Origin of the sequence: Algiphilus aromaticivorans DG1253, assembly GCF_000733765.1 — a bacterium.
GTDB lineage: Bacteria > Pseudomonadota > Gammaproteobacteria > Nevskiales > Nevskiaceae > Algiphilus > Algiphilus aromaticivorans.
On sequence record NZ_JPOG01000001.1, the window covers coordinates 2,483,487 to 2,506,044 of the forward strand.

The window sequence follows — 22,558 nt, forward strand, 5'->3', positions numbered from 1 at the left end:
GGCACCATAGCAAAGCCCGGACATACCGCAGTTGTGTTGACCTGCCGGGACGCTTCAGCGATCATTGCGCCCCTTTTTGGCGCCGGCATTGCCCCGCGCATCCGCCCCAACGGAGTCTTTTGCACATGAGAGGTTTGAGCGCATTCGCTCTCGCCGCTGCCGCCCTCGGCATGAGCAGCGGCCTGATGGCATCCGGTGACCAGGACCGCGGTTCGGACCTGTCAAACACCTGCATGGGCTGCCACGGCATTCCCGGCTACAACAATGTCTATCCGACCTACAGCGTGCCGAAGCTCGGCGGCCAGAACTCGGAGTACCTCGTCTCTGCGCTCAAGGCCTATCGCTCGGGCGACCGGCAGCACCCGACCATGAAGGCACAGGCCGCACTGATGACCGATCAGGACATCGCCGACATTGCCGCCTTCTTCTCTCAGGCGCCCAAGCGCTGATGACCCGCCCGGATAACGCCATGCGCTACCTCCTCGCTCTCATCGCCCTCGCCGGCGCCAGCACTGCCACCGCCGAGAACCGCCCGCTCGACCAACTCGTGAGCACCTGCGCCGCCTGCCACGGCGAGCGCGGCGACAAGGCAATCCAGCCGAGCTATCCGCTGCTCGCCGGGCAGTACGCCGACTATCTCGAGGCCGCCCTCAAGCAGTATCGGGACGGCAGCCGCAAGAACGCCATCATGAACGGTCAGGCGGCCAACCTCAGCGATAGCGAGATCGAGGCGCTGGCGCGCTACTACTCCCGCCAGGAAAGCGTCGTCTACACACCTTCCTACGCCATCGACCGATGAGCGCTGCGAACGCCCGCTTCGGTGGGCGTTTTTTTTGCTCCGTTTATGCGAATATCTATCATTCTTCTTCCGCTTACTGTTTCTTCGTGACGCACGCTCGCGCCCCCTTGATCGCTGAAGCCCTGCTGCGCAGCTTCGGTGCGACTGTACTCGGCTACCTCGGCGCCAGCGCCGCGGTCGCGGCAATCGCGAGGCTGCTGCATCTGCTCGATGTTCCGCGCAGCGAGGCGGTGGGCTGGCCGATGCTCTCCGGCTTCCTGTTGTGGCTCGCGCTGGCCCTTTACACCCTGTGTGCGCAACGCTTGGGCGCGGCACTGCTGGCGCCGGCGCTGACCGGCGTCGTCGGTGGCATCCTGCTTCTTCTGACGACCGGTCCTGCAGCATGAAGCGTTCGCTGCGCCAGTCCCTCAGCCTGGTTCACACCTGGTCGGGTGTCCTCTTCGGCGGCCTACTCTTCCTCATCTTCTTCATGGGCACGCTGTCGGTCTTCGACGACGAGGTCGACCGCTGGATGATGCCCGGAACGCGGGCCATCGCCACGGCCGACACCGGCTATGACGCGGCGCTGGCGACGGTTCTCGCGCAGCCGGGCGCGGCGGAGGAAGCGATCTTCATCGCGCCGCCGGACGCGCGCCGACCGGTATACCGCGCGCGGCACCACGGCCCCGACGACACGCATCTCACCACCTGGATCGACCCGGCCAGCGGCGACGTGTTGCAGGACCCGGGCACGCTGGGCGCCAGCGGCTTCTTCTTTCCGCTGCACTTCGGCCTGCATCTGGACTATTTCGGAATCAGCGCCGTCGGCTACTGGATCGTCGGACTGACCGGCATGATCACCCTCGTCGGCCTCATCGCGGGCGTCGTCATTCACCGCCGCATCTTCCGCGACTTCTTCAGTTTCCGGCCCGAGCGCTCGCGCGGGCGGGCACTGCTCGATCTGCACAACATCGGCGGCGTCATGCTGCTGCCTTTCCTCGCCGTCATCACCCTGTCGGGCGTGCTGATCTTCGCGCACGTGCACATGCCGGCGGGCATCTTCGCCGTCTACCCGGATCGCGAAGCCTTCTTCCACGATGCCTTCCCGCACCCCGACCGCGAGCCAGCCGGCGAGCCGGCGGAGATGGCCTCCATCGACACGATGATCGCCGAGGCCGACCGCGTCTGGGGCGGCGGGCGGCCGCTCAGCATCGGCGTCTTTCACGCCGGCGACGCCAACGCCTACGTGGCGATGTACCGTTACACCGGCGAATCCATCAGCTACGACTACGAGCAGCTGACCTTCGATGGCGTTACCGGCGAGCTGATGCATCATCAGAAGCTCGGCCCGGCCATGGCGACCTACCAGTTCATCTCCGGCCTGCATCTGGCGATGTTCGACCACTGGCCGATCCTGTGGCTCTACTTCCTCATGGGGCTTGGCAGCTGCGCGGTCATCGGCAGCGGCTTCCTGGTGTGGCTCGACAAGCGTGCGCGCAGCGCCGGCAACTTCGGCTATCGCCTCGTGCAGGCAACGGGCAGCGCGACAACGGTGGGCCTGATGCTGGCCACGGTCGCCATGCTCGCCGCCAACCGTCTGCTACCGGCCGCGCAGGAGCGCGCCACCACGGAAATCCTGATCTTCTTCGGCGTGTGGGCGGCGAGCCTGCCCGCCGCCTGGTGGCGCGCCGGCCTGGCCAACCTGCGTCTGCAGCTCGCGCTGCTGGCGGCGGGGCTGCTGGCGCTGCCGATTCTCAACGCCGCGAGCACGGGCGATCACCTGCTGCGAACGCTGGCGCGCGGCGACTGGGCGGTAGCGGGCAGCGACCTCGTCTTCCTGACACTCGGTGGTGCCGCCGCGCTCGCCGCGCATGCCCTGTCGCCGGAGCGCAAGCCCGTCACCGCGCAGCGCGCGGCGCAGGCCTCGGGCTGATGCTGCTCATCGCAAGCTCCGGGCTGCTCGCGGCCGGCCTCCTGGTGCTCGCCGATGCCAATGCCGGCGAGCGGCGCAGGCGCCGGAAATCGCCCCTGACGGCCAGCCAGCAGTACGGGCGGCGAGCCCTTGCCAGCACCTTGCTGGCCGGCGGCGTCGGCCTGGCGCTCACCGCGCTCGGGCCCGGCTTCGGCCTGATCCACGCCGTCGGCAGCGCGGCGCTGGCCGGTATCGTCATCGCGGTGCTGCGCGGCATGGGCGTGGCGCGCCGTCCCCGCTCGTCCTCCCGCGGACCGGCGCGGGCGCGCTGAGCCGATCCGTCTCGGGTCGCAGGCCCACGAAAAAGGGCGCCACCTCTTCGGCGGGCGCCCTTCCCGAACGCGACGACCGGCGCGCCGGAGCGCGCCACCGCTCCTAGTAATCGAGGCTGTAGCCCACCCGCAGGCTCGCGCCGCGGCCCGGCACACCCTGCTGGAAACTGCCGTAGACCTGCCCCGTGGCGGTCAGATAGTCCTCGTTGAGCAGATTGTCGATGCCGACACTCAGCCGGCCCGGCCCCAGCGCCAGGCTGGTCGCGGCATCGACCAGCGTGTAGCCGTCGATGTCGTTACTGCCGAAACCGCCGATATACGGCGAACGATCGCGGTCGGCGAAACGGGTCGCCTGCAGGCGCGCATCCCAGCTGCCATCGGCGGCCTGCCACTTGAGGTGCAGCGTGCCCTTGGGCGGGCTGATGCGCGTCGCCGGCAGATAGGCATCGACGCTACCGTCGCCGTCGGTGTCGGCCTCGCCCTCCTGCAGGGAAAGGCTGCCGCCCAGGGTCAGTTGCGGATGCATCCGCCAGTCGCCGCTGAGCTCGACGCCGTAGATCTCCTCCTTCTGCCGCGAGATGTTGAGCTGCTCGTCGAAGGTTGCGCCCAGGTCGGAAGTGGTCAGGAAGACGCTGGCCTCGGCGCTGAAGCGGGCGAAGCTGCCCCGCCAGCCCAGTTCGTAGTTGTCCACCACCTGCGCCTCGGGATCGATCGCGGCGACGCTGTCGGCGCTGCCCGACCCGCTGATCGTGCGCAGCACACGGCCGACATCGGCCACCGAGAAACCCTGGCTGAAGGCGGCGAAGACCTCCTGACCGGCGGCGATGTCCAGCACGGCGCCGATGTTGAAGACCGTCTCGTCGTAGTCCAGCGAGCCGCCGGCAACCTCGCTGCGCACATCGGGGTCCGCCGTCTCGTTGGTGAAGGTGGGAACATCCAGCGAAACCCGCTCGTGACGCACGCCGCCACGCAGCAGAAGACGGCTGCCCAGCGGCTGCTCGAGCTGCGCGAAGGGCGCGTAACTCAGCTGCTCGATGGGCGGCACACTGGTGCGGCCGTCGAGGAGCGGCTGCGCCGTCTCGTCGCGCAGCGCATCGAGGCCGTAGACGATGCTGGCGTCCCCCCAGAGACCGCGGTCGTGGGCCAGCCGCAGGCCGAGCTTCTCGGAGACCAGCTCGGACTGCCCCGGGCCTGTGGCATAGCCTTCGAAGAAGCTGAAGCGAGTCTCGTAGTCCTGATAGTAGAGCTGCGTGCTCAGCGTGCCGCCGGCCAGGCGCCGCCACTCGTGATCGAGGCTCACGGAGGTGTTGCGGATCCCCGGATCGGTGCCCTTGGGCGGGCCGGGCACCCCGAAGGCCGGATCGTCCGGGTTGTCGTCGGTAACGAGCTCGCTGTCCTGGATGATGCGGTAGCGGCTCAGGCTCAGGCGCAGGTGCTGATCGTCCGTGAATTGATGCCCGAGCTGCATCTGGAAGTCGAGCTCGGTGCTGTCGTCGCGGCCGCCGCCCTGGCCGTAGGCGTCCGGCGCGATGCGGCGGCCGTCGGCGTTGAAACCACCACCGGTGCTCTCGGCGTGCAGGCTGAAGCGATAGTCGGTGTCGCCGGTGCGGCCGCTGATCGCCTGCTGCAGATAGGCGCCCAGGCTGTCGCTGGGGTGCGTCAGCGAGCCGGTGGCGCCGAAGCCCGTGCTCAGGCGCCGTCCCTCCGGCACCGATTCGCCGCTGCGCGTAACGATGTTGATGATGCCGCCGGTGGCGCCGAAACCGTAGGTCGCCACCGCGCCCCGAATGACCTCGACACGCTCGATGCTGGCCGGCGAGATCGTACGCAGCTGCTTGGAGACCGCGCGCAGCGGCGTCGTCTGCGGCACGCCATCGATGAGGATGAGGAAATCGCGGCCACGCAGCTGCTGGCCGAAGTTGGTCAGGCTCTGCGTGCTCGGCCCCAGGCCGGGCACCGTGTCGGCGAGGATCTCGCCGAGATCGGCCGTGATCCGGCTCTGCGCGATCAGCTCCTCGCGCTCGATGACGGTGACGCTGCCGGGAATGGCAGTCTTCGGCCGGCCGCGGCTGCTGCGCGTGGCGGTGACGGTGACCGGGGTCAGCGTCGCGGCCTCGGCGCCGCCCTTGTCGGACGCGCCGGCCTCGTTCTGCGCGGAGGCGGGAAGCACTGCGGCCAGAGACAGTCCGGCCACCAGCATGCGGGATGTCGCCTTCATGAATACGCTCGCTTCGATCATGGATTACTGCCAGCGATAGGTCAGCGTGCCGAGCAGCTCGCGTGGCACGCCGTAGTCGCAGGTGGCCGTGGGCTGCTGGCCGCCGCAGTAGACGGGCTGCTCGTCCAGCAGATTCGTCACGCTGAGCTGCAGGCCGATCTGCGGGTTGAGCTGGTAACGCACGGCGGCGTCGACCAGCGTTGCCACGGGATACTTGAAGGTGTTGGCGGTGTCGGCAAAGCTCGTGCCGGTGTAGCGCACGCCAGCGCCGAGCCCCAGGCCGTCCAGGGCACCGCCGACCACGCTGTAGTCGAGCCACAGGCTCGCCAGATGCTCGGGACGATCGGTCAGCCGCTTGCCCTCGGTGGTTCCGCTGGCGCCGGCTTCCTCCACTTCGACCTGCTGCCAGGTGTAGCCCCCGGTGAGCTGCAGACCCGTCGCCAGATCAGCCAGTACCTCGAGCTCGGCACCGCGCGATCTTGTTTCGCCGACCTGCACCTGATCCTGGGGATTGCCCGGGTTGTCCGGATTCTGTTCCAGCTCGTTGCTGCGCAGGATGTCGAAGGCCGCAGCGGTCACAGCCAATCCGACGCCCGGCGGCCGCCAGCGCAGTCCGGCCTCGATCTGCTCGCCGCGGATGGGATCGTAGTCGGCGCCGCTGACCGGATTGCGGCCGTATTCGGGCGCGAAGGACTCGCTGTAGCTGACGTAGGGCGCCCAGCCGCCGTCGAAGAGATAGACCGCGCCGGCGCGCAGGCTCAGCTCGCTCTGGTCTTCCTCGGCGGCATCGCTGCTGCGTTCGCTGACGCTGTCGTAGCGGCCACCCAGATTCAACACCAGCCGGTCGGCGATGCGGACGTGTTCCTGCAGGTAGAGGCCGATCTGGTCGGCTTCGGTACGCGTCGTCGTGAAGTCCTCCGGCTGGGGCGGCGTGAAATCGCGCCCGTAGACCGGGTCAAAGAGGTCCAGCTCCGCCGCCGGCCCTTCGATGGTCAGGAAGCCGCTGTCGCGGCTGTTTAGCTTCAGCCTCTTGTAGTCGACGCCGGCGAGCAGCGTGTGCTCGAAGGAGCCGTGGTCGACACGCGCGACCAGGCGGTTGTCCGCGGTGATGGTCTCGCCGTCGTCGAAGCGCGCGCGTATGCCGCGGTTCAGCAGCGTGCGCAGCTCGTCGTCGATGTAGGGCCCGAAGTAGTTGCGGAAGACGTCGAGCACGTCGTAGCGCACGCGCCGATAGCGCAGGTTCTGCTCGAAGGCCAGCCAGTCAGTGAGCTGCTGCTCAAGGATGCTGCCGAAGCCGACCGTCGTGGCGTCGTAGCGGTCGAAGCCGGGCTCGCCGATATAGCGGTTGTCGGGAATCCGGCCGTTCGGCCCCGGCTCCTTGGTGCCGGCGCGCGGGAACGCGCTCCAGGGATAGCGCGTCTCGTTGACTTGGTAGCGCGCCAGCAGCGTCCAGCGCGTGGCCTCGCTGGGCTGCCAGCGCAGCGACGGCGCCAGATAGATGCGGTCGTCGTTGACGAAGTCGATGTGCGAATCGGCTTCCTGCCACATGCCGGTCAGCCGGTAGCGCCAGTCGCCCTCGTCGTCGAGCGCATCCGAAACGTCGGCGAAGACGCGGCGATGGTTGTCGCTGCCGAGCTGCATTCCGAACTCGTGCAGCGGCTCGTCGGTGGGCTTCTTGGTCACCAGATTGATCAAGCCGCCCGGCTGGCCCTGGCCGTAGAGCACCGATGCCGGCCCGCGCAGCACCTCGATGCGCTCCACGCCGTAGATCTCCAGCGGCGCGTCGTAGGCCAGGCCGGCCTGCAGCTGCGTGCCGTCGCGGAAAGTGGCGTCCTGCGCCGAGAAGCCGCGCAGGCGGATCGAGAAGGAGTCGATCACCGACTGCGAAGCGCGGTTCTGTATGGAGATGCCCGGTGTATAGGCCACGCCCTCGACCAGATCGATGGCACCGCGGTCCTCCAGCTGCTCGCGGGTCACGACCGACAGCGACTGCGGGGTCTCGATGATCGGCGCGCCGGTCTTGGTACCGGTATCGCTGCGCCCGGCCAGATAGCCCTCGACCGGACCGTCGGCGCGCTCGGCCGAGCCGACCACATCGATCGGGCTCAGCTCGCTGACGGCGTCGCTATCGCCACCATCCGCCGCGACGACCGCCCCGGAAGCCCCCAAAAGGAGCGCTGCCCACGCCAAATACCGGCATCGCGCGGCCAGCGCGCCTCTTGTCTGGAATCGCATCGTTCACCCCTGAACCGTGATAGAGGGGGCAATGATAACGATTCGTATTATTTAGTGCTTTTGCGCATCCTCACACTCGGGGGTCTACCAGCGCAAGCCCATGCGGAGCTGCGCGCCGGAGAGACGGACATCGGCATCGTCTTCGCCGTCGTCGTGGGCGATACGATAGTCGCGCAGCTGCCAGCCAAGGCCGATGCGCAGAGGCGCAATAAGCTGCGGCTGCAACCAGGCCATAGCGGTGACATCGAAGACGCGGTCACCGTCGTACTCGACATAGTTGCCGTGCGCGCTCAACCGCACGGCGCCGAACTCGCTGGCGACACCCAGATGCGCCATGGGGAAGAATTCCGTCACCGACTCGACGTCGCGCGTCGCCGCGCTACCCTCGCCCTCGCGCAGGCGTACCCGCGCGTCGAGATGGCGCGCGGTGACGCCGGGGCTGACGCTGAAGCCAGCACCGCCGATGCGCCAGCGCAACGCCAGCAAACTGTCGTCGACGGTGGCGCTGGAGGTGACGGTCTCTTCCCGGGGAATCAGGACCAGGCCACCGAGGGTGATGTCGCGGTTCAGGGTGTTGCGGCCGTCGGCACGCAGGCGGGCATGCTCGCCCAGCAGCTCGAAGCGTCCCCAGCGCAGCGCACCGTCGAAAACGAGATCGTTGTCGCTCTTCAGCGCGAGGTCGTCCTCGAGATCGAGACGCTCGTTGTCGCTCACCACCCCGCTGATCTCGGTATCCCAGAGCGCGACACCGAGGCTGTAGCGCGGCTCGGTAGCCTCCGGCGCCGCCTGCGCGCCGACGACGCTCCCACCCAGCAGGAGCGCGCCGGCTGCAACGCGGGCGAGCATCAGCTGCCGCCGGACTCGTCGAGAAAGCTGCGCAGGTAGTTGGCGCGCGTCGGATGACGCAGCTTGCGCAGCGCCTTGGCCTCGATCTGGCGGATGCGCTCGCGCGTGACGTCGAACTGCTTGCCGACTTCCTCCAGCGTGTGGTCGGTATTCATGTCGATGCCGAAGCGCATGCGCAGCACCTTGGCCTCGCGCGGCGTCAGGCTGGAGAGGATGCCGTAGGTCGCTTCGCGCAGCGATTCGCCCGTGGTGGAATCCACCGGCGAGATGGCCGCCACATCCTCGATGAAATCGCCCAGATGCGAGTCTTCGTCGTCACCGATGGGCGTCTCCATGGAGATCGGCTCCTTGGCGATCTTCATGACCTTGCGCACCTTGTCCTCGGGCATCTCCATGCGCTCGGCCAGCTCTTCCGGGGTCGGCTCGCGGCCGTATTCCTGCAGCATCTGCCGCGAGATGCGGTTTAGCTTGTTGATCGTCTCGATCATGTGCACCGGGATGCGGATGGTGCGCGCCTGATCGGCGATGGAGCGGGTGATGGCCTGGCGAATCCACCAGGTGGCGTAGGTCGAAAACTTGAAGCCGCGGCGGAACTCGAACTTGTCCACCGCCTTCATCAGACCGATGTTGCCCTCCTGGATCAGGTCCAGGAACTGCAGGCCGCGGTTGGTGTACTTCTTGGCAATGGAGATGACGAGGCGGAGGTTGGCCTCCACCATCTCCTTCTTGGCGCGCTTGGCCTTGGCATCGCCCATGACCACGCGCCGGTTGATGTCCTTGATCTCGGCGATGGTGATGAGATTGTCGGCCTCGATCTGGCGCAGCTCGCCCTGCAGGGCTTCGAGTTCATCGCGGCGGCTTGTGATCTCGCGCGAATAGTTGCGCTTGGCACGCACCAGCTTCTCGATGAAGGCCGGGTCGGTCTCGGCGTCGAGGAACTTCTGGCGAAAGTCGTCGCGCGACATGCCGGCATCGTTGACGCAGATGCGCAGCATCCCCCTCTCGAGGCTGCGCACCTGCTCGATGCGCTGGCCGAGATTGCCCATGATCTCGGCGTGCAGCTTGGGCGACAGCTTGAAACGCATGACGTGATAGGCCAGCGCCTCGCGGGCCTCTTCGGTCTTCTTGTCGCCGGCGCCGCGCTTCTCCAGCGCATCCCAGGCGGCGTCGTAGAGGCGCTGAAGCTCGGCGAAGCGCTCGGCGCAGATGACGGGATCGGGCCCCGTCGGCCCCGGCTTGTCGTCTTCCTCGGCGTCGTCCGCGGTGACTTCCTCGACCGCCTCGACGGCGACGGCTTCCCCCGCGTCCTCGGGCTCGGCGTCGGGGCCCTGGCCTTCCGGATAACCCGTCTCGGGGTCGATAAAGCCGGCGACGATCTCGGCCAGGCGGCGCTTGCCCTCCTGGTGCGCGGACCAGGCCTCGAGCATGATCGCCACGGACTCGGGCAGCAGTGCTACCGCGCGCATCGCCTCGTTGAGGCCTTCCTCGATGCGCTTGGCGATGCGGATCTCGCCCTCGCGATCGAGCAGCTCGACGCTGCCCATCTCGCGCATGTACATCCGCACCGGGTCGGTCGTGCGTCCGAACTGATCGTCCAGCGCGGCGAGCGCGGCGGCAGCTTCCTCCACCGCCTCGTCGTCCTCTTCGCTGTCGGAGCCGGTGGTGCTCGACAGCAGCAGGGTGTCCTCGTCCGGAGTTTCCTCGTGGACGGTGATCCCCATGTTCTGGATCATGCTGATCACATCATCGATCTGCTCCGAGTCCACGACTTCGGGCAGGTGATCCGCGACTTCGGCATAGGTCAGGTAACCCTTCTCCTTGCCGCGGGCAATCAGCAGTTTCATCTGGGACTGCTTTTCAAGATTCATGCAGACACGCGCATTCGACCAACGGGAATCAATCAGTATATCAGGGCGCCGGCCCGAAACTTTCAAGCCCCCCCGGCGGGTCGCGGTTGATCCTGCGCCCGGGCACTGGTCAGAGCGCGCAGCTCGGCCGTTTCGCCAGCGCTGAGGTCGCGATGGCGCGCAGCCTCGAGCAGCGTCTGCACGCGCAAGCGGCGACCGCGATCGCGCAGGCGCGCCAGAATTTCGGCCAGCTCGCTCGCCGGGTCGGCTGGCGCCATGGCCTGCGGCTGCGCCAGCCGCTCGAGCCAGTGCGCCTGCTCGGCGTCCGGCCAACCGCGGATGAGTCCCGCCGCCGTGCTGTCGGGATGCTCAATGAAGTGGTCCAGCACGGCCACCAGCAAGTCGATGCCCGGCTGCTGCGACTGCGCCAGTTCTTCGAGGTCCCCCACGCCCTGCGCCAGCTCGGGCTGCTCCAGCAACAGCTGTAGCGCGCGGCCGACCGGCTTCTGCCGCTTCGGCGCCCCGGCTTGCGGCGCCGGCTCGGCGCGCGGGCGACCACCGCCGCGCAGCGCCAGCTCGATGTCCTGGCGGCTCAGCCGGCTGCGCGGCACCAGCGCGTCGACGATGGCGCTGCGCGTGGCGCTGTCCTCGATGCGCGTCACATAGGGCGCGGCCAGCGACACCAGCTGCGCGCGACCGTCCGGCGTCGTCAGATCGCAGTCGGCCGCCAGGCTGTCGAGCAGGAAGCGGCTCAGTGGCTGCGCCTCCGCCAGCGCGTGCTCCCAGGCCTCGGGGCCGCCCTCGGCCACCAGCGTGTCCGGGTCGTGACCTTGCGGCAGGAACATGAAGCGCACCTCGCGCCCCGGCCCGAGCGTGGGCAGCGCCTGCTCTAGCGCCTTCCAGGCCGCACGCCCGCCGGCCGCATCGCCATCGAAGCAAAAGACGACGCGGCGCGTCGTGCGGAAGAGCAGATGCAGATGGTCGGCCGTGGTGGCCGTACCCAGCGTCGCCACCGCCGTGCGGATGCCGTGGCGCGCCAGCCCGACGACATCCATGTAGCCCTCGACGACGAAGAGCTGCTCCGGATGCGGCTCGGCCTGGCGCACTTCGTAGAGGCCGTAGAGCTGCCGCCCTTTGTGGAAGAGCTCGGTCTCCGGGCTGTTCAGGTACTTGGCCTGATCGTCGCCCATCGTGCGCCCGCCGAAGGCGATAACGCGGCCGCGTGTGTCGCGGATCGGGAACATCAGCCGGTTGCGGAAGCGGTCGTAACAGCCGCGCTTGGGGTCGTCCTCGCGCGCGATCAGCAGGCCCGCCTCCAGGGCGGGCGCAGGGTCGCGGAACTGCTTGGCGAGGCTGTCCCAGGCATCGGGCGCAAAGCCGATGCCGAAGGCCTGTGCGGTGCCGCCATCGACGCCGCGCTGCTTGAGATAGTCGATCGCCGGCTGCGAGCGCCGCAGCTGCGCCTCGAAGTGGCGCTGCGCAGCCGACAGCGCCTCTAGCGGTCCCTCCAGCGCCTTGCGCGAAGGCCCGCCGCGGCCACCCTCGCGCGGCACCTCCAGTCCGAGCTGACTGGCCAGCTCCTCGACGGCCTCGACGAAATCGAGGCGCTCGTAGGCCATCAGGAAACCGATGGCGTTGCCGTTCTGCCCCGAGCTGAAGTCGAAGTACATCTGCTTCGCGGGGCTGACGTAGAAGCTCGGCGTCTTCTCGTTGGTGAAGGGCGACAGGCCGCGCCACTCCCGACCGGCACGCTTCAAATCGACGCGCGGCGTGACGACGTCGACGATATCGACGCGCGCCAGCAGATCGTTGATGAAGGATTCGGGAATTCGCCCTTTCACGCCATGCTCGGGTGCTGCTGCCGGAAGGGACTTGCCCACCTTCCGGATGGGAAGAAGCGCAGATTACGCGGATTCGCGCAGATTAAAGGAGATCGCACAGCGCCTCAGGCAACGACGAGGCGCAGGCATGGCGAGCTGCGCCGGAGCAGACGCGATGGCGCTGCCCCGGCATGCGAAACATCGCGGCAAGACAATCTGCGGAAATCCGCATCGTCTGCGGTACAGACCGCAGACCGCGAGGCCGTCAGGACAGCCTTTCGCGCACCTTGGCGGAGAGCTGACCCATGTCTGCACGACCGGCGACCTTGGGCTTGAGCCAGGCCATGACCTTGCCCATGTCGGCCATGCCGGCGGCGCCGGTCTCGCTAACGGCCTGCTCCAGCAGCGCATCCAGCTCGGCCGCATCCAGGGCTTGCGGAAGATACTCGGCCAGCACGCCGGCCTCGTAATCTTCCTGCTCGGCCAGTTCCTCGCGCCCACCCTCGCGGTACTGCACGGCGGCGTCGCGGCGCTGCTTGACCTGCTTCTCGACGATGGCCAGCTTGGCGGCCTCGTCGAGCTCGGTCTGCTCATCGATCTCGCGCTGCTTGATCGCCGCCTGCAGCATGCGGATGACGCCCAGGCGCGGCTTGTCGCCGGCGCGCATGGCGTCCTTCATTTCCGCGGATAGACGCTCGCCGAGCGTACTCATCGCGCCTCGCGCCTAGTAGAGGCGGGTACGGCGCGCGGATTCGCGCGAGACACGCTTGGCCTGCCGCTTGACGGCGGCAGCACGCTTGCGCTTGCGCTCCTGGCTCGGCTTCTCGAAGTATTCCCGCTTGCGCACGTCGGTGATGACACCGGCGCGCTCGCAGGTGCGCTTGAAACGGCGAATGGCGACTTCGAAGGGTTCGTTGTCACGAACGCGGACGCTGGGCATAGGCGATGAACTCACTGTGTGCGGCAGGGCCGCCGGAAAAAGGGGCGCAATTGTAGGCCGGCGCCCGCATTCATGCAAAGCGCGCCGCGCCGGGGCCGCGCCGGCCTGTAAGATCGCCGCCGTGACCACCGTGCTCGCCATCGAATCCTCCTGCGACGAAACCGCCGTGGCGGTCTACGACGGCCGCCTGCGCGCGCACGCCCTGCACTCGCAGACCGCACTGCACGCCGCCTACGGCGGTGTCGTGCCGGAGCTGGCCGCGCGCGACCACCTGATGCGCATCACGCCGCTGCTGGAGGCCGCGCTGGCCGAGGCCGGGCTGCGCCCGCGCGATATCGACGTGCTGGCCTACACGGCCGGGCCCGGCCTGGCTGGCGCGCTGCTGGTGGGTGCGGCCACGGCCGCCGGCATCGCCACCGCGCTGGGACGGCCGCTGATCGGCGTGCATCACATGGAGGCGCATCTGCTGGCCCCCATGCTCGACGACGCCGACCCACCCGACTTCCCCTTCGTCGCGCTGCTGGTCTCCGGCGGCCACAGCATGCTGGTCGATGTCGACGGCCCCGGCGCCTATCGCCTCCTCGGCGAGAGCCTGGACGACGCCGTCGGCGAAGCCTTCGACAAGACCGCCTCGCTGCTCGACCTGCCCTACCCCGGCGGCCCCCAGCTTGCCGCGCTGGCCGAGGGCGGCGACCCGAGCCGCTTCAAGCTGCCGCGGCCGATGCTGGATCGCCCCGATCTCGCCTTCAGCTTCTCCGGGCTGAAGACGGCCGTGCGCCTGCTCTGCGAGAAGCAGGCGCCACTCGACGGTGCCACGCGCGCCGATATCGCGCGCGCCTTCGAGGAGGCCTGCGTCGACGTGCTGGTCGGCAAGTGCGGGCAGGCGCTGGATCAGACCGGCCGCGATCGTCTCGTCGTAGCCGGTGGCGTCTCCGCCAACAAGCGCCTGCGCGAACGGCTCGCCAGCGCCTGCGCGAAGCGCGGCGCGCGCCTGCACCTGCCGCCCCTGGCCTACTGCACCGACAACGCTGCGATGGTGGCCTACACGGGCTGGCTGCGCCGCGCCGACCCGCCAGTCAGCGGCACTGACATCCATGCCCGCTGGTCGCTGGACAGCCTGCAACCGCCCGCTGCCCATGGCTGAGCTGCCCGCCGACCGCATCCTCCTGCGCGGCATCGCCGCACGCGCGGTGGTGGGCGTCTACGCCTTCGAGCGCGAAGCCAGCCGGCCGCTGTCCTTCGACCTGGAACTGGCCTGCGACCTGGCGCCAGCCGGCGCCAGCGACGACGTCGCCGACACCCTCGACTACGACGCCGCCGCGGCGGTCGTGCACGCCGTTTGCGCCGAGCTGGCCCCGCAGCTCATCGAGACCCTGGCCGAAACTGTCGCCGCCCGCCTGCTGGGGCTGCCGCGCGTGGCCGCGGCCACCGTCACGGTGCACAAGCCGGGGGCGGTGACCGGGGTTGAGGATATTGCGGTGCGCATCACGCGGCGCCACGATTCCGCGCCTTCGGTCTAGCGCGAAGCGAAGAAAGTGGGGGAACGCAGATTTCGCTGATGGCCGCAGATTAGGGACGTGGACCACAGATTGCGCAGATTGGCACGGATCTACGGGTGGCCTCAGATTTCTCGGCGATGTCGCGAAACGGGGCAGCTAGTGGGCACAGGCTGATTGACCCCACTCTGCACAAGGTTCCGCGCCTTGAATGCATGACGCTTCCGGATGTTGCCGCGCGACGGCGCGGGTGAGCCCGACCGAAGCGCCGGTGGCGCTTCGCAGCGGGCGAACGCCCGGACAAGGATGTCCGGGCCGGGTCACTTAGCGAGGCAGGAGCCGAGCTTAGTGACAGCGGCAGTTCGGGCAGTAGCGCTTGTGCCGGATATCTTCTGTGCTTCGGAGCGCGAAGATCGCCGTAGTCACTAGGCTCGGTCGCCCGGACCTCGCCAAGTGACCCTGGCTGGGCCTTCCATGGCCCAGCCGTGATACGCGCTGCGACTTGCCACCGGCAAGTCGGTCACGAATCACCCCTGCGCGCGCCATCCGAGCCGGCCACCCTCAAAGGGCACGGATCGCACTGGCTCGTCGCTTCGCGACATCGCGCGAAGGGCATCACCCGCCATCACATCAATCTGCGTGAATCTGCGAAATCTGCCGTTCCCTGCCCGACCTCAGGCCTCGCCGAGATGCGGAAAGGGCGAATCGGCCGTCGCCGCGTGCACGCGCGCCACGCCGAGGTGACTGGCGGCATCGCGGATGGCGCTCGAGGCGGCCACCAGCTCCAGGCTGTCGGCCTCGCACTGCAGGCGCCGGCAGAGTTCGCGCAGCTCCGCGGCGGTAGCGGCCGTGGCATCGTCTCCCACCTCAGGTAGCAACGCGCCTTCCAGCCGACTGCCGCTGTCCTGCAACTGACGCGCGACCCGCTCGCAGCGCGCGAGCAGATCGTCGAGATCGGCGCCATCCGAACGCGCCAGCGGCGGCGTCAGCAGATAGAGCCTTGCTCCCGCGTGCTGGGCGCGGCCGAGCTGCTCCAGAGCGCTCGCCGGCAGCGCTGCAGCGGGGGCGCCGGCCACCTCGGCGGGCAGCAGGACGTCGAGGTCGGTGACGATGATGCGCGGCGAGGCGGTCATGGCGGATCCCGTGACGGATGACAAAGCAGTCTAGACGGACAGCTGCGACAGATCCGCGACGCGCCGACAGCTGCGGTCCAGCGCGGCGAGCAGGGCCAGGCGATTGGCGCGCAGCGCGGCATCATCGGCATTGACCATCACCGCGTCGAAGAAGGCATCCACCGGTGTCTGCAGCGGCGCCAGTGCGCGCAGCGCCTGGGTGTATTCACCGGCGGCCAGCGCCGTCTCGTGCTCGGCACTCTGCCGTGCCAGCGCTTCGGCCAGCGCGCCCTCCGCAGGCTCGACGAAGCGCGCCGACTCGGGTTCCTTCGCGGGCACTTCGTCTCCGGCCTGGCGCAGGATATTGCGTGCGCGCTTGTGGGCAGCGGCCAGCTGCTCGGCCTCCGGCAGCGACGAGAAGGCCACCACGGCCTCGGCCCGGGCGGCGAAATCCACCGGATCGCTGATGCCCATCGCCGCCACCGCGTCGAAGACCTCGCGCGAAATACCGCGCTCGGCGAGGAGTCCGCGCAAACGCTCACTGACGAACTGCCAGAGCTGCTCACCGACCTGCGCGGCGTCGCAGCGCACCGGCTGCGCACTGATGGCCGTATCCAGCCAGGCGCGCAGATTCAGGCGCAGCCCGCCGTCGAGCAGGATGCGCAGCGCGCCGATGGCCGCACGGCGCAGCGCGAAGGGGTCCTTGCTGGCAGTGGGCGGCTGGCCGGCGGCGAAGATGCCGGCCAGACTGTCCAGCTTGTCGGCCAGCGCCACGACGCGCCCGGCCGCCGTTGCCGGAATCGGCGCACCGGCGCCGGTGGGTGCGTAGTGCTCGGCGATGGCCGCGGCCACGGCCTCGTCCTCGCCGGAGGCGCGCGCGTAGTAGCCGCCCATGACGCCCTGCAGTTCGGTGAACTCGAAGACCATCTGCGTGGCGAGATCGGCCTTGCACAGCTCGGCGGCGCGCGCGCAGGTCCCGGGGTCGGCACCCATCGGCGCGGCAAGCTGCCGTGCCAGTTCGGTAACGCGCGCGGCCTTGTCGCGGATGCTGCCCAGATCCTTCTGGAAGGTGGCCTGCGCCAGCTTGGGCAGGAAATCGGCCAGCGGCTGGCGGCGGTCCTGCTCCCAGAAGAAAAGGGCATCGGCCAGGCGCGGGCGTACGACGCGCTCGTTGCCGTCGACGACCTGCTGCGGGTCGCTGGAAGCGATATTCGCCACGGTGATGAAGACCGGTAGCAACGCGCCGTTACCGTCGAAAACGGTGAAGTAGCGCTGATTGGTCTCGACGGTGGTGACGATGACCTCCGGCGGAAGCGCCATGTATTCGGCTTCGATGCGCCCGGTCACCGCCACCGGCCATTCGATCAGGGCAGTGACCTCTTCGAGCAGATCCTCGGTAATGCGCGCGCTGCCGCCGGCGGCCTTTGCAGCAGCCTCGACCTGACTGCGTACCGTGTCGCGACGGGCGTCCATGTCGGCGACCACCGAAGCGCCTTCCAGCGCAGCCACGTAGTCGCCGGCGCGCGCCAGCGCGATGGCTGCCGGCGCGTGGAAGCGGTGGCCGTAGGTCTCGCGCCCCGCCTGCAGGCCGAAGGCCGCCAGCGGCGCGACCGTCTCACCGTGCAGGGCACACAGCCAGCGCACCGGACGCACGAAACTCTCCCCGGATGCGTCCCAGCGCATGCGGCGCGGCACCAGCGCATCCATCGCACGCAGCGCCTCCTCGAAGACTTCCGGCAGCAACTCGGCCGTGGAGCGGCCCGGCTCGGTGGCGCGGTAGACGAGATAGTCGTCCTCGCGGAGCAGGGCATCCACCGTCACGCCGCAGGAACGAGCGAAACCCTCGGCGGCCTTGGTGGGCTGGCCGGCGTCGTCGAAGGCGGCCTTGAGGCTCGGCCCCTTGCGGCTGCGCTCCTGGGCGGGCTGCTCGGCCGCGACCTCGGCCACCAACACGGCCAGCCTCCGTGGCGTCGCCAGCGCGCGCGTAGCGCCGACAGCCACACCGCGCGCCGACAGGCCCTCGGCCACCGCCTGCGCCAGGCATTCGGCCAGCGGACGGACGTGGCGCGCAGGCAGATCCTCGCAGCCAATTTCGATGAGCAGATCCTGGGACATGGGTTCCATCGCGATCAGGGCCGCGTATTGTCTTGCAACGCGCGTCGGCGTGCCATGGCGCGCATCCATCACCCTTGGGGCGCCACCCGTCTGTCATCACCGCCGAGACGACGCCGCGCGTGTTCTGATGGCGCTTCACGACGCACCGGTTTCGCCCATGCCCCGCATCATCGAAGAATCCGAGCTCGCCGCCCGCCTCAGGCTGCATCGCCTGCAGATCGCTGCGCTGCTCGCAACCGGTGCACTGCTGGGCGCCGGCCTGCAGGCCCTGCCGCCCATCGCTGACGCACTGGCCAGTGAAGCCGCGCCGGTCAGCCAGTCGCAGCCCCTGCCCGAGGGCAGGCCGCTCGAGCTGCGCATGGACACACGGCTGGGCGCAGCCAGCTGAAGATTCAGAGCTACCGTCAGCGCTGCGAAGAATCGGGCACCAGATCGGCGGCGAGCACGCCGGTACGCACGCGCTGCGGGTGCCGGCCCACCGGCACGCTGGCGACTTCCTCGGCGGTTTCGAAATCGATGACCGCCACCCGGTCCTCGGTGCTGATGGACACATAGCAGTAGCGGCCGTCAGCACTGGTGGTCGCCCAGTAGGGCTTGGCGCCGACCTCCACCAGCTCGTAGTCGAAGCTCGCGCGATCGACGATGGCGGCGTAGCCGGACATCGTGCCGGCCGCGCAGAGCGTGTCGCCGGCGTGGTTCATGGTCAGACCGTGATGCGCCGAGTTGAGCTGGTACTTCCTCAGCGGCATGTCCTGGGTGGCCTCGGCCACCGGCAGTTCGGCCTTGCGCGTGATCTCGTGCGTCTGCAGGTCGTACTCGAAGAAGCCGTGGAAGAAGGAAACCTGCAGATAGGCGTAGCGCTCGTCCGGCGACAGCGCCATCGGTCGCACGGCGGAGTCGATCCAGGGCATGCCCGCCTCCTTGAGCTTCTGGCCGATATCGACACGGTGCAGCACCTCATAGTTGTCGGCGTCGACGACTTGGAAGACGCGCTCGCCCTTCAGCCAGTCGACGAGATCCCAGGTGAAGGGCAGGAACACCCGCCCGATGCTGGCGTGATAGATCGTCTCGCCGTCGTGGGAATACTCGTTCTCGTGCGGCTGATCGCCGGATTCGAAGCCGCCGACGATATCGCCGGTGGCGGTATCGATGGCGTGCACGCGCCCGGCCGTGGACGCCGATACCAGCAGCGTCTCTCCGTCAGGCGAGATGGCTGCGTGGTCGGCGCGGTAGCCGTCGACCTCGGTACGCCAGACGATGTCGCCGCTGGCGATATCGATAGCAACGACATCAGCCAGGCTCGGCCGCGACACGAATATCCGACGACCGTCGTTGGAGGTGAAGAGATCGTCGACGAGCTGATCATTGCCCTCGCCGATGAGATGCCTGATGACGAAGAAATACCCGCGATGGATCAGGCTGTCCTTGATCTCCGCCACGCGTTCGTCGAGATCGGGCACGACGTTGATGTGGTGGAGGATCTCGTACGTCTCGGCATCGAAGATGTGCGCCGTGCCGTCCCAGTTGTTGCCCACTGCGACAACGTCGCGCAGGCCCTCTTCAGCGGCGGCAGACACCGCGAGCAGCAGCAGGGCGATGAAGCCCGCCAGGGAATAACCGCGCATGTCGTCGTCTCCGTCCTATCTAGACGACAGCGTGCCGCGCGCACACGCCGCGCGCAGTCGTGCAGATTGCGGAGGTGCGTCAGGCGGCATGCGGCGCCGCGGCATCGCCCATGGGAAAGCCCAGCGCCTCGCGCGCACTGTAGTAGGCCTGTGCGCAACCGCGCGCCAGGGTGCGCACGCGCAAGATGTAGGCCTGCCGCTCGGTGACCGAGATGGCGCCGCGCGCGTCGAGCAGATTGAAGGCGTGGCTGGCCTGGATGGCGCGCTCGTAAGCTGGCAGCGGCAGCGGCGTCTCCAACGCCAGCAGACGGCTGCATTCGGCCTCGGCGGCTTCGAAGCGCGCCTGCAGCGCCGTCGTGTCAGCGTGCTCGAAGTTGTAGGCGCTCTGCTCGACCTCGTTCTGGTGGTAGACCTCGCCGTAGGTCACGCGCCGGCCGCCGGCCTCGGACCAGACCAGATCATAGACCGACTCCACGCCCTGGATGTACATCGCCAGGCGCTCCAGGCCGTAGGTCAGCTCGCCAGCCACCGGCCGGCATTCCAGCCCGCCCACCTGCTGGAAGTAGGTGAACTGGGTGACCTCCATACCGTTGAGCCAGACTTCCCATCCCAGCCCCCAGGCACCCAGCGTCGGGGACTCCCAGTTGTCCTCGACGAAACGGATGTCGTGCACCAGCGGGTCGAAGCCCAGCGCGCGCAAGCTGTCGAGGAATAGATCCTGCAGATTCGCCGGCGCCGGCTTCATCAGCACCTGGAACTGGTAGTAGTGCTGCAGGCGCATGGGGTTATCGCCGTAGCGTCCGTCCGTTGGACGACGCGAGGGCTGCACATAGGCCGTGTTCCAGGGCTCCGGACCGACCGCGCGCAGGAAGGTCGCCCAGTGGAAAGTGCCCGCGCCGACCTCCATGTCCAGCGGCTGCACGATGGCGCAGCCCCGCTCGGCCCAGTAGCTCTGCAGGCGCAGGATGATTTCCTGGAAGGTCATCGGCAATGCGGGCGGAAGAAGGGCTGACAAGTATAACTGCCGCATCCACCGGGACCGAGCACCGACGATCCGGGCAAAGCGTGGCGCAACATCGCCAGCATGGACACCGGGCAGCACAGCGACACGCCCGAGTACCGCGCGCCTGCGACGGTGAATAACTGGCATGCTGATCCGATCCGGCGGCAATACACCCGGCGATGCGGCACAATCCCTTCGCCAGCCGTGATCCGGGAGCGCCCTCGTCCTGGCATGGTTTCTGCATCAATTTGGCGCAGCGCCGCACCGTCCTGGACGGGCCCGGCGCCCCCTTTCACCCATCGCTTGCAGGAGAATGCAATGTCAGCGCAAGACGCTATGAAGCTCATCAAGGACAAGGGCGCGAAGTTTGTCGACTTCCGCTTCGTCGACACCAAGGGCAAGGAGCAGAACGTCACCGTGCCCGCCCACACCATCGACGACGATCTCTTTACCGACGGCAAGATGTTCGACGGCTCCTCCATCCAGGGCTGGAAGGGCATCAACGACTCCGACATGATCCTCATGCCGGAGTCGGATTCGATCTTCATCGACCCCTTCTTCGAAGAGCCCACCGCAGTGCTGCGCTGTGACGTCATCGAACCCTCCACCATGCAGGGCTACACGCGCGACCCGCGCTCGCTGGCCAAGCGCGCCGAGGCCTACATGCAGTCCTGCGGCATCGCCGACACGGCCTACTTCGGTCCTGAGAACGAATTCTTCGTCTTCGACTCGGTGCGTTGGTCCAACCAGATGGGCCACACCTTCTACGAGATCGACTCGGAAGAAGCCACCTGGAGCTCGGGCAAGAGCTACGAGATGGGCAACATGGGCCATCGGCCCGGCGTCAAGGGCGGCTACTTCCCCGTACCGCCAGTCGATAGTCTGCAGGACCTGCGCTCAGCCATGTGCCTGACCCTCGAAGAGATCGGCATCGAGACCGAGGTGCACCACCACGAGGTCGCCACGGCCGGCCAGTGCGAGATTGGCACCAAGTTCAACACACTGGTCAAGAAGGCTGACGAGACGCTGGCCTACAAGTACGTCGTGCACAACGTCGCGCACCAGTTCGGCAAGACGGCCACTTTCATGCCCAAGCCGCTGGTCGGTGATAACGGCAACGGTATGCACGTCCACCAGTCGCTGGCCAAGGACGGCAAGAACCTCTTCGCCGGTGACGAGTACGGCGGCCTTTCCGAGACCGCGCTCTTCTACATCGGCGGCATCCTCAAGCACGCGCAGGCCATCAACGCCTTCACCAACCCGGGCACCAACAGCTACAAGCGCCTGGTGCCGGGCTTCGAGGCACCGGTCATGCTCGCCTATTCGGCACGCAACCGCTCGGCTTCGATCCGCATCCCCTACGTGGCCAACCCCAAGGGCCGCCGCATCGAGGTGCGCTTCCCGGACTCGCTGGCCAACCCCTACCTCGCCTTCGCGGCGATGATGATGGCGGGGCTCGACGGCATCCAGAACAAGATCCACCCCGGCGACGCCATGGACAAGGATCTCTACAACCTGCCGCCCGAAGAGGACATCAAGATCCCGCGCGTTGCGCACGGCCTGGACGTCGCGCTCGACGCCCTCGACAAGGATCGCGACTTCCTCAAGGCCGGGGATGTCTTCTCCGACGATCTCATCGACGCCTACATGGAACTCAAGATGGAAGAGGTCACGCGCTTCCGCATGGCCACCCACCCCTGCGAGTTCGACATGTACTACAGCATGTAGCACTGCGAGCAGCGTGGAGGGACCCCACGCGAAAGCGTGGAGGGACCCCACGCGAAAGCGTGGGGATCCTAGCGTCGCGAGTCAGTGCCCCCTAGTGGCACCGGAATCCCGGTTATCGCTAGGGGGCTTTTTGTTGCGCCACCAGCTAGCGTCGCGAGTCGGCGTACCGCACGACTGCAAAGCGTAGGAACACGCTAGCGGTATGACCCCCGCACCTTTTGTGCGGGGCTTTTTTTCGGCCCAGAGCAGCGTGGAGGGGCCCCGCGCGGAAGCGTGGGGATCCTAGCGTCGCGAGTCAGTGCCCCTAGTGGCTCCGGAATCCCGGCGCCACTAGGGGCTTTTTCATGCCAAGCGATCCAGCGTGCGGGGCCCCACGAAGTGGGGTGCTAGCGTCGCGAGTCGGCGTACCGCACGGCTGCAAAGCGCAGGAGCACACCAGTGGCAGCAGCCCCGCACCTCTCGTTCGGGGCTTTTCGTCCACAGCCAGACCACCCAACCTGCCGCCGATGAATACCGCATGCACCGTAATCGCACTCACCCGGAAGTCGCGC

The 22,558-nt window shown here is 68.0% G+C and carries 20 protein-coding genes; 9 read left to right on the forward strand and 11 right to left on the reverse strand.

The window, feature by feature from the left end; translation table 11 throughout:
- Nucleotides 1–125: 125 nt before the first annotated feature.
- Genes U743_RS11600 through U743_RS11620 form a run of 5 tightly spaced genes read left to right on the forward strand, consistent with a single transcriptional unit; the run spans nucleotide 126 to nucleotide 3,022 of the window.
- Entirely contained in the window at nucleotides 126–449 is a 324-nt protein-coding gene (locus U743_RS11600) for a c-type cytochrome (RefSeq protein ID WP_043768495.1), read from the forward strand.
- A 20-nt stretch (nucleotides 450–469) separates the two neighbouring features.
- Nucleotides 470–799: a c-type cytochrome gene (locus U743_RS11605; protein ID WP_043768496.1), complete on the forward strand. Its 330-nt coding sequence runs from the start codon at nucleotides 470–472 to the stop codon at nucleotides 797–799.
- Nucleotides 796–1,185, forward strand: coding sequence for a hypothetical protein (locus U743_RS11610; RefSeq protein ID WP_043768497.1), 390 nt, complete (start codon nucleotides 796–798; stop codon nucleotides 1,183–1,185). The genes U743_RS11605 and U743_RS11610 overlap by 4 nt, the downstream gene beginning before the upstream one ends.
- Complete coding sequence (locus U743_RS11615) at nucleotides 1,182–2,711, forward strand: PepSY-associated TM helix domain-containing protein (protein ID WP_043768498.1); 1,530 nt, start codon at nucleotides 1,182–1,184, stop codon at nucleotides 2,709–2,711. The genes U743_RS11610 and U743_RS11615 overlap by 4 nt, the downstream gene beginning before the upstream one ends.
- Nucleotides 2,711–3,022, forward strand: a complete 312-nt coding sequence (locus tag U743_RS11620) for a hypothetical protein (RefSeq protein WP_043768499.1) — start codon at nucleotides 2,711–2,713, stop codon at nucleotides 3,020–3,022. The genes U743_RS11615 and U743_RS11620 overlap by 1 nt, the downstream gene beginning before the upstream one ends.
- A 103-nt stretch (nucleotides 3,023–3,125) precedes the next feature.
- Here the strand turns inward: U743_RS11620 and U743_RS11625 are convergent, their stop codons facing one another.
- The 7 genes from U743_RS11625 to rpsU all read right to left on the reverse strand — a co-directional run bounded on the left by U743_RS11625 (nucleotide 3,126) and on the right by rpsU (nucleotide 12,928).
- Entirely contained in the window at nucleotides 3,126–5,240 is a 2,115-nt protein-coding gene (locus U743_RS11625; protein ID WP_198022015.1) for a TonB-dependent receptor, read from the reverse strand.
- A 24-nt stretch (nucleotides 5,241–5,264) separates the two neighbouring features.
- Entirely contained in the window at nucleotides 5,265–7,409 is a 2,145-nt protein-coding gene (locus U743_RS11630) for a TonB-dependent siderophore receptor (protein WP_052368008.1), read from the reverse strand.
- Nucleotides 7,410–7,559: 150 nt separating this feature from the next.
- A complete protein-coding gene (locus U743_RS11635) occupies nucleotides 7,560–8,321 on the reverse strand; it encodes a porin family protein (RefSeq protein ID WP_043768500.1) in 762 nt (253 codons plus the stop codon).
- Nucleotides 8,321–10,189, reverse strand: coding sequence for an RNA polymerase sigma factor RpoD (rpoD, locus tag U743_RS11640; protein ID WP_043768501.1), 1,869 nt, complete (start codon nucleotides 10,187–10,189; stop codon nucleotides 8,321–8,323). Before rpoD ends, U743_RS11635 begins: the two co-directional genes overlap by 1 nt.
- A 62-nt stretch (nucleotides 10,190–10,251) precedes the next feature.
- The gene (dnaG, locus tag U743_RS11645) at nucleotides 10,252–12,009 is read right to left on the reverse strand and encodes a DNA primase (protein WP_043768503.1); all 1,758 of its coding nucleotides are present in this window, start codon (nucleotides 12,007–12,009) and stop codon (nucleotides 10,252–10,254) included.
- Nucleotides 12,010–12,253: 244 nt separating this feature from the next.
- Nucleotides 12,254–12,700 carry a GatB/YqeY domain-containing protein gene (locus tag U743_RS11650; RefSeq protein WP_043768505.1) on the reverse strand — a complete coding sequence of 149 codons (447 nt, stop codon included), beginning with the start codon at nucleotides 12,698–12,700 and terminating at the stop codon, nucleotides 12,254–12,256.
- Nucleotides 12,701–12,712: 12 nt separating this feature from the next.
- The gene (rpsU, locus tag U743_RS11655) at nucleotides 12,713–12,928 is read right to left on the reverse strand and encodes a 30S ribosomal protein S21 (protein ID WP_043768507.1); all 216 of its coding nucleotides are present in this window, start codon (nucleotides 12,926–12,928) and stop codon (nucleotides 12,713–12,715) included.
- 121 nt (nucleotides 12,929–13,049) lie between these two features.
- Here rpsU and tsaD point away from each other — a divergent pair, with 121 nt between their 5' ends.
- Both tsaD and folB read left to right on the forward strand, forming a co-directional pair.
- The gene (tsaD, locus tag U743_RS11660; protein WP_043768515.1) at nucleotides 13,050–14,072 is read left to right on the forward strand and encodes a tRNA (adenosine(37)-N6)-threonylcarbamoyltransferase complex transferase subunit TsaD; all 1,023 of its coding nucleotides are present in this window, start codon (nucleotides 13,050–13,052) and stop codon (nucleotides 14,070–14,072) included.
- Nucleotides 14,065–14,448, forward strand: a complete 384-nt coding sequence (gene folB, locus U743_RS11665; protein WP_043768517.1) for a dihydroneopterin aldolase — start codon at nucleotides 14,065–14,067, stop codon at nucleotides 14,446–14,448. The genes tsaD and folB overlap by 8 nt, the downstream gene beginning before the upstream one ends.
- 650 nt (nucleotides 14,449–15,098) lie before the next feature.
- On the opposite strand, the gene U743_RS11670 is transcribed toward folB, so the two are convergent.
- Together U743_RS11670 and glyS are read right to left on the reverse strand one after the other, a co-directional pair.
- Nucleotides 15,099–15,557 carry a hypothetical protein gene (locus U743_RS11670; protein WP_043768519.1) on the reverse strand — a complete coding sequence of 153 codons (459 nt, stop codon included), beginning with the start codon at nucleotides 15,555–15,557 and terminating at the stop codon, nucleotides 15,099–15,101.
- Between the two features lie 30 nt (nucleotides 15,558–15,587).
- A complete protein-coding gene (glyS, locus tag U743_RS11675) occupies nucleotides 15,588–17,651 on the reverse strand; it encodes a glycine--tRNA ligase subunit beta (RefSeq protein WP_043771998.1) in 2,064 nt (687 codons plus the stop codon).
- A gap of 157 nt (nucleotides 17,652–17,808) precedes the next feature.
- On the opposite strand from glyS, the gene U743_RS11680 reads away from it, so the two are divergent.
- Complete coding sequence (locus U743_RS11680) at nucleotides 17,809–18,039, forward strand: hypothetical protein (RefSeq protein ID WP_156966420.1); 231 nt, start codon at nucleotides 17,809–17,811, stop codon at nucleotides 18,037–18,039.
- Nucleotides 18,040–18,055: 16 nt separating this feature from the next.
- Here the strand turns inward: U743_RS11680 and U743_RS11685 are convergent, their stop codons facing one another.
- Both U743_RS11685 and glyQ read right to left on the reverse strand, forming a co-directional pair.
- Nucleotides 18,056–19,276, reverse strand: coding sequence for a YncE family protein (locus U743_RS11685; RefSeq protein ID WP_043768522.1), 1,221 nt, complete (start codon nucleotides 19,274–19,276; stop codon nucleotides 18,056–18,058).
- Nucleotides 19,277–19,355: 79 nt separating this feature from the next.
- Nucleotides 19,356–20,261 carry a glycine--tRNA ligase subunit alpha gene (gene glyQ / locus U743_RS11690; RefSeq protein WP_043768524.1) on the reverse strand — a complete coding sequence of 302 codons (906 nt, stop codon included), beginning with the start codon at nucleotides 20,259–20,261 and terminating at the stop codon, nucleotides 19,356–19,358.
- A 336-nt stretch (nucleotides 20,262–20,597) separates the two neighbouring features.
- Between glyQ and glnA the strand changes: the two genes are divergently transcribed.
- Nucleotides 20,598–22,007 (forward strand): glutamate--ammonia ligase, encoded by a 1,410-nt coding sequence (gene glnA / locus U743_RS11695; protein WP_043768526.1) that lies wholly within the window; start codon nucleotides 20,598–20,600, stop codon nucleotides 22,005–22,007.
- The last annotated feature ends 551 nt before the right edge of the window (nucleotides 22,008–22,558 follow it).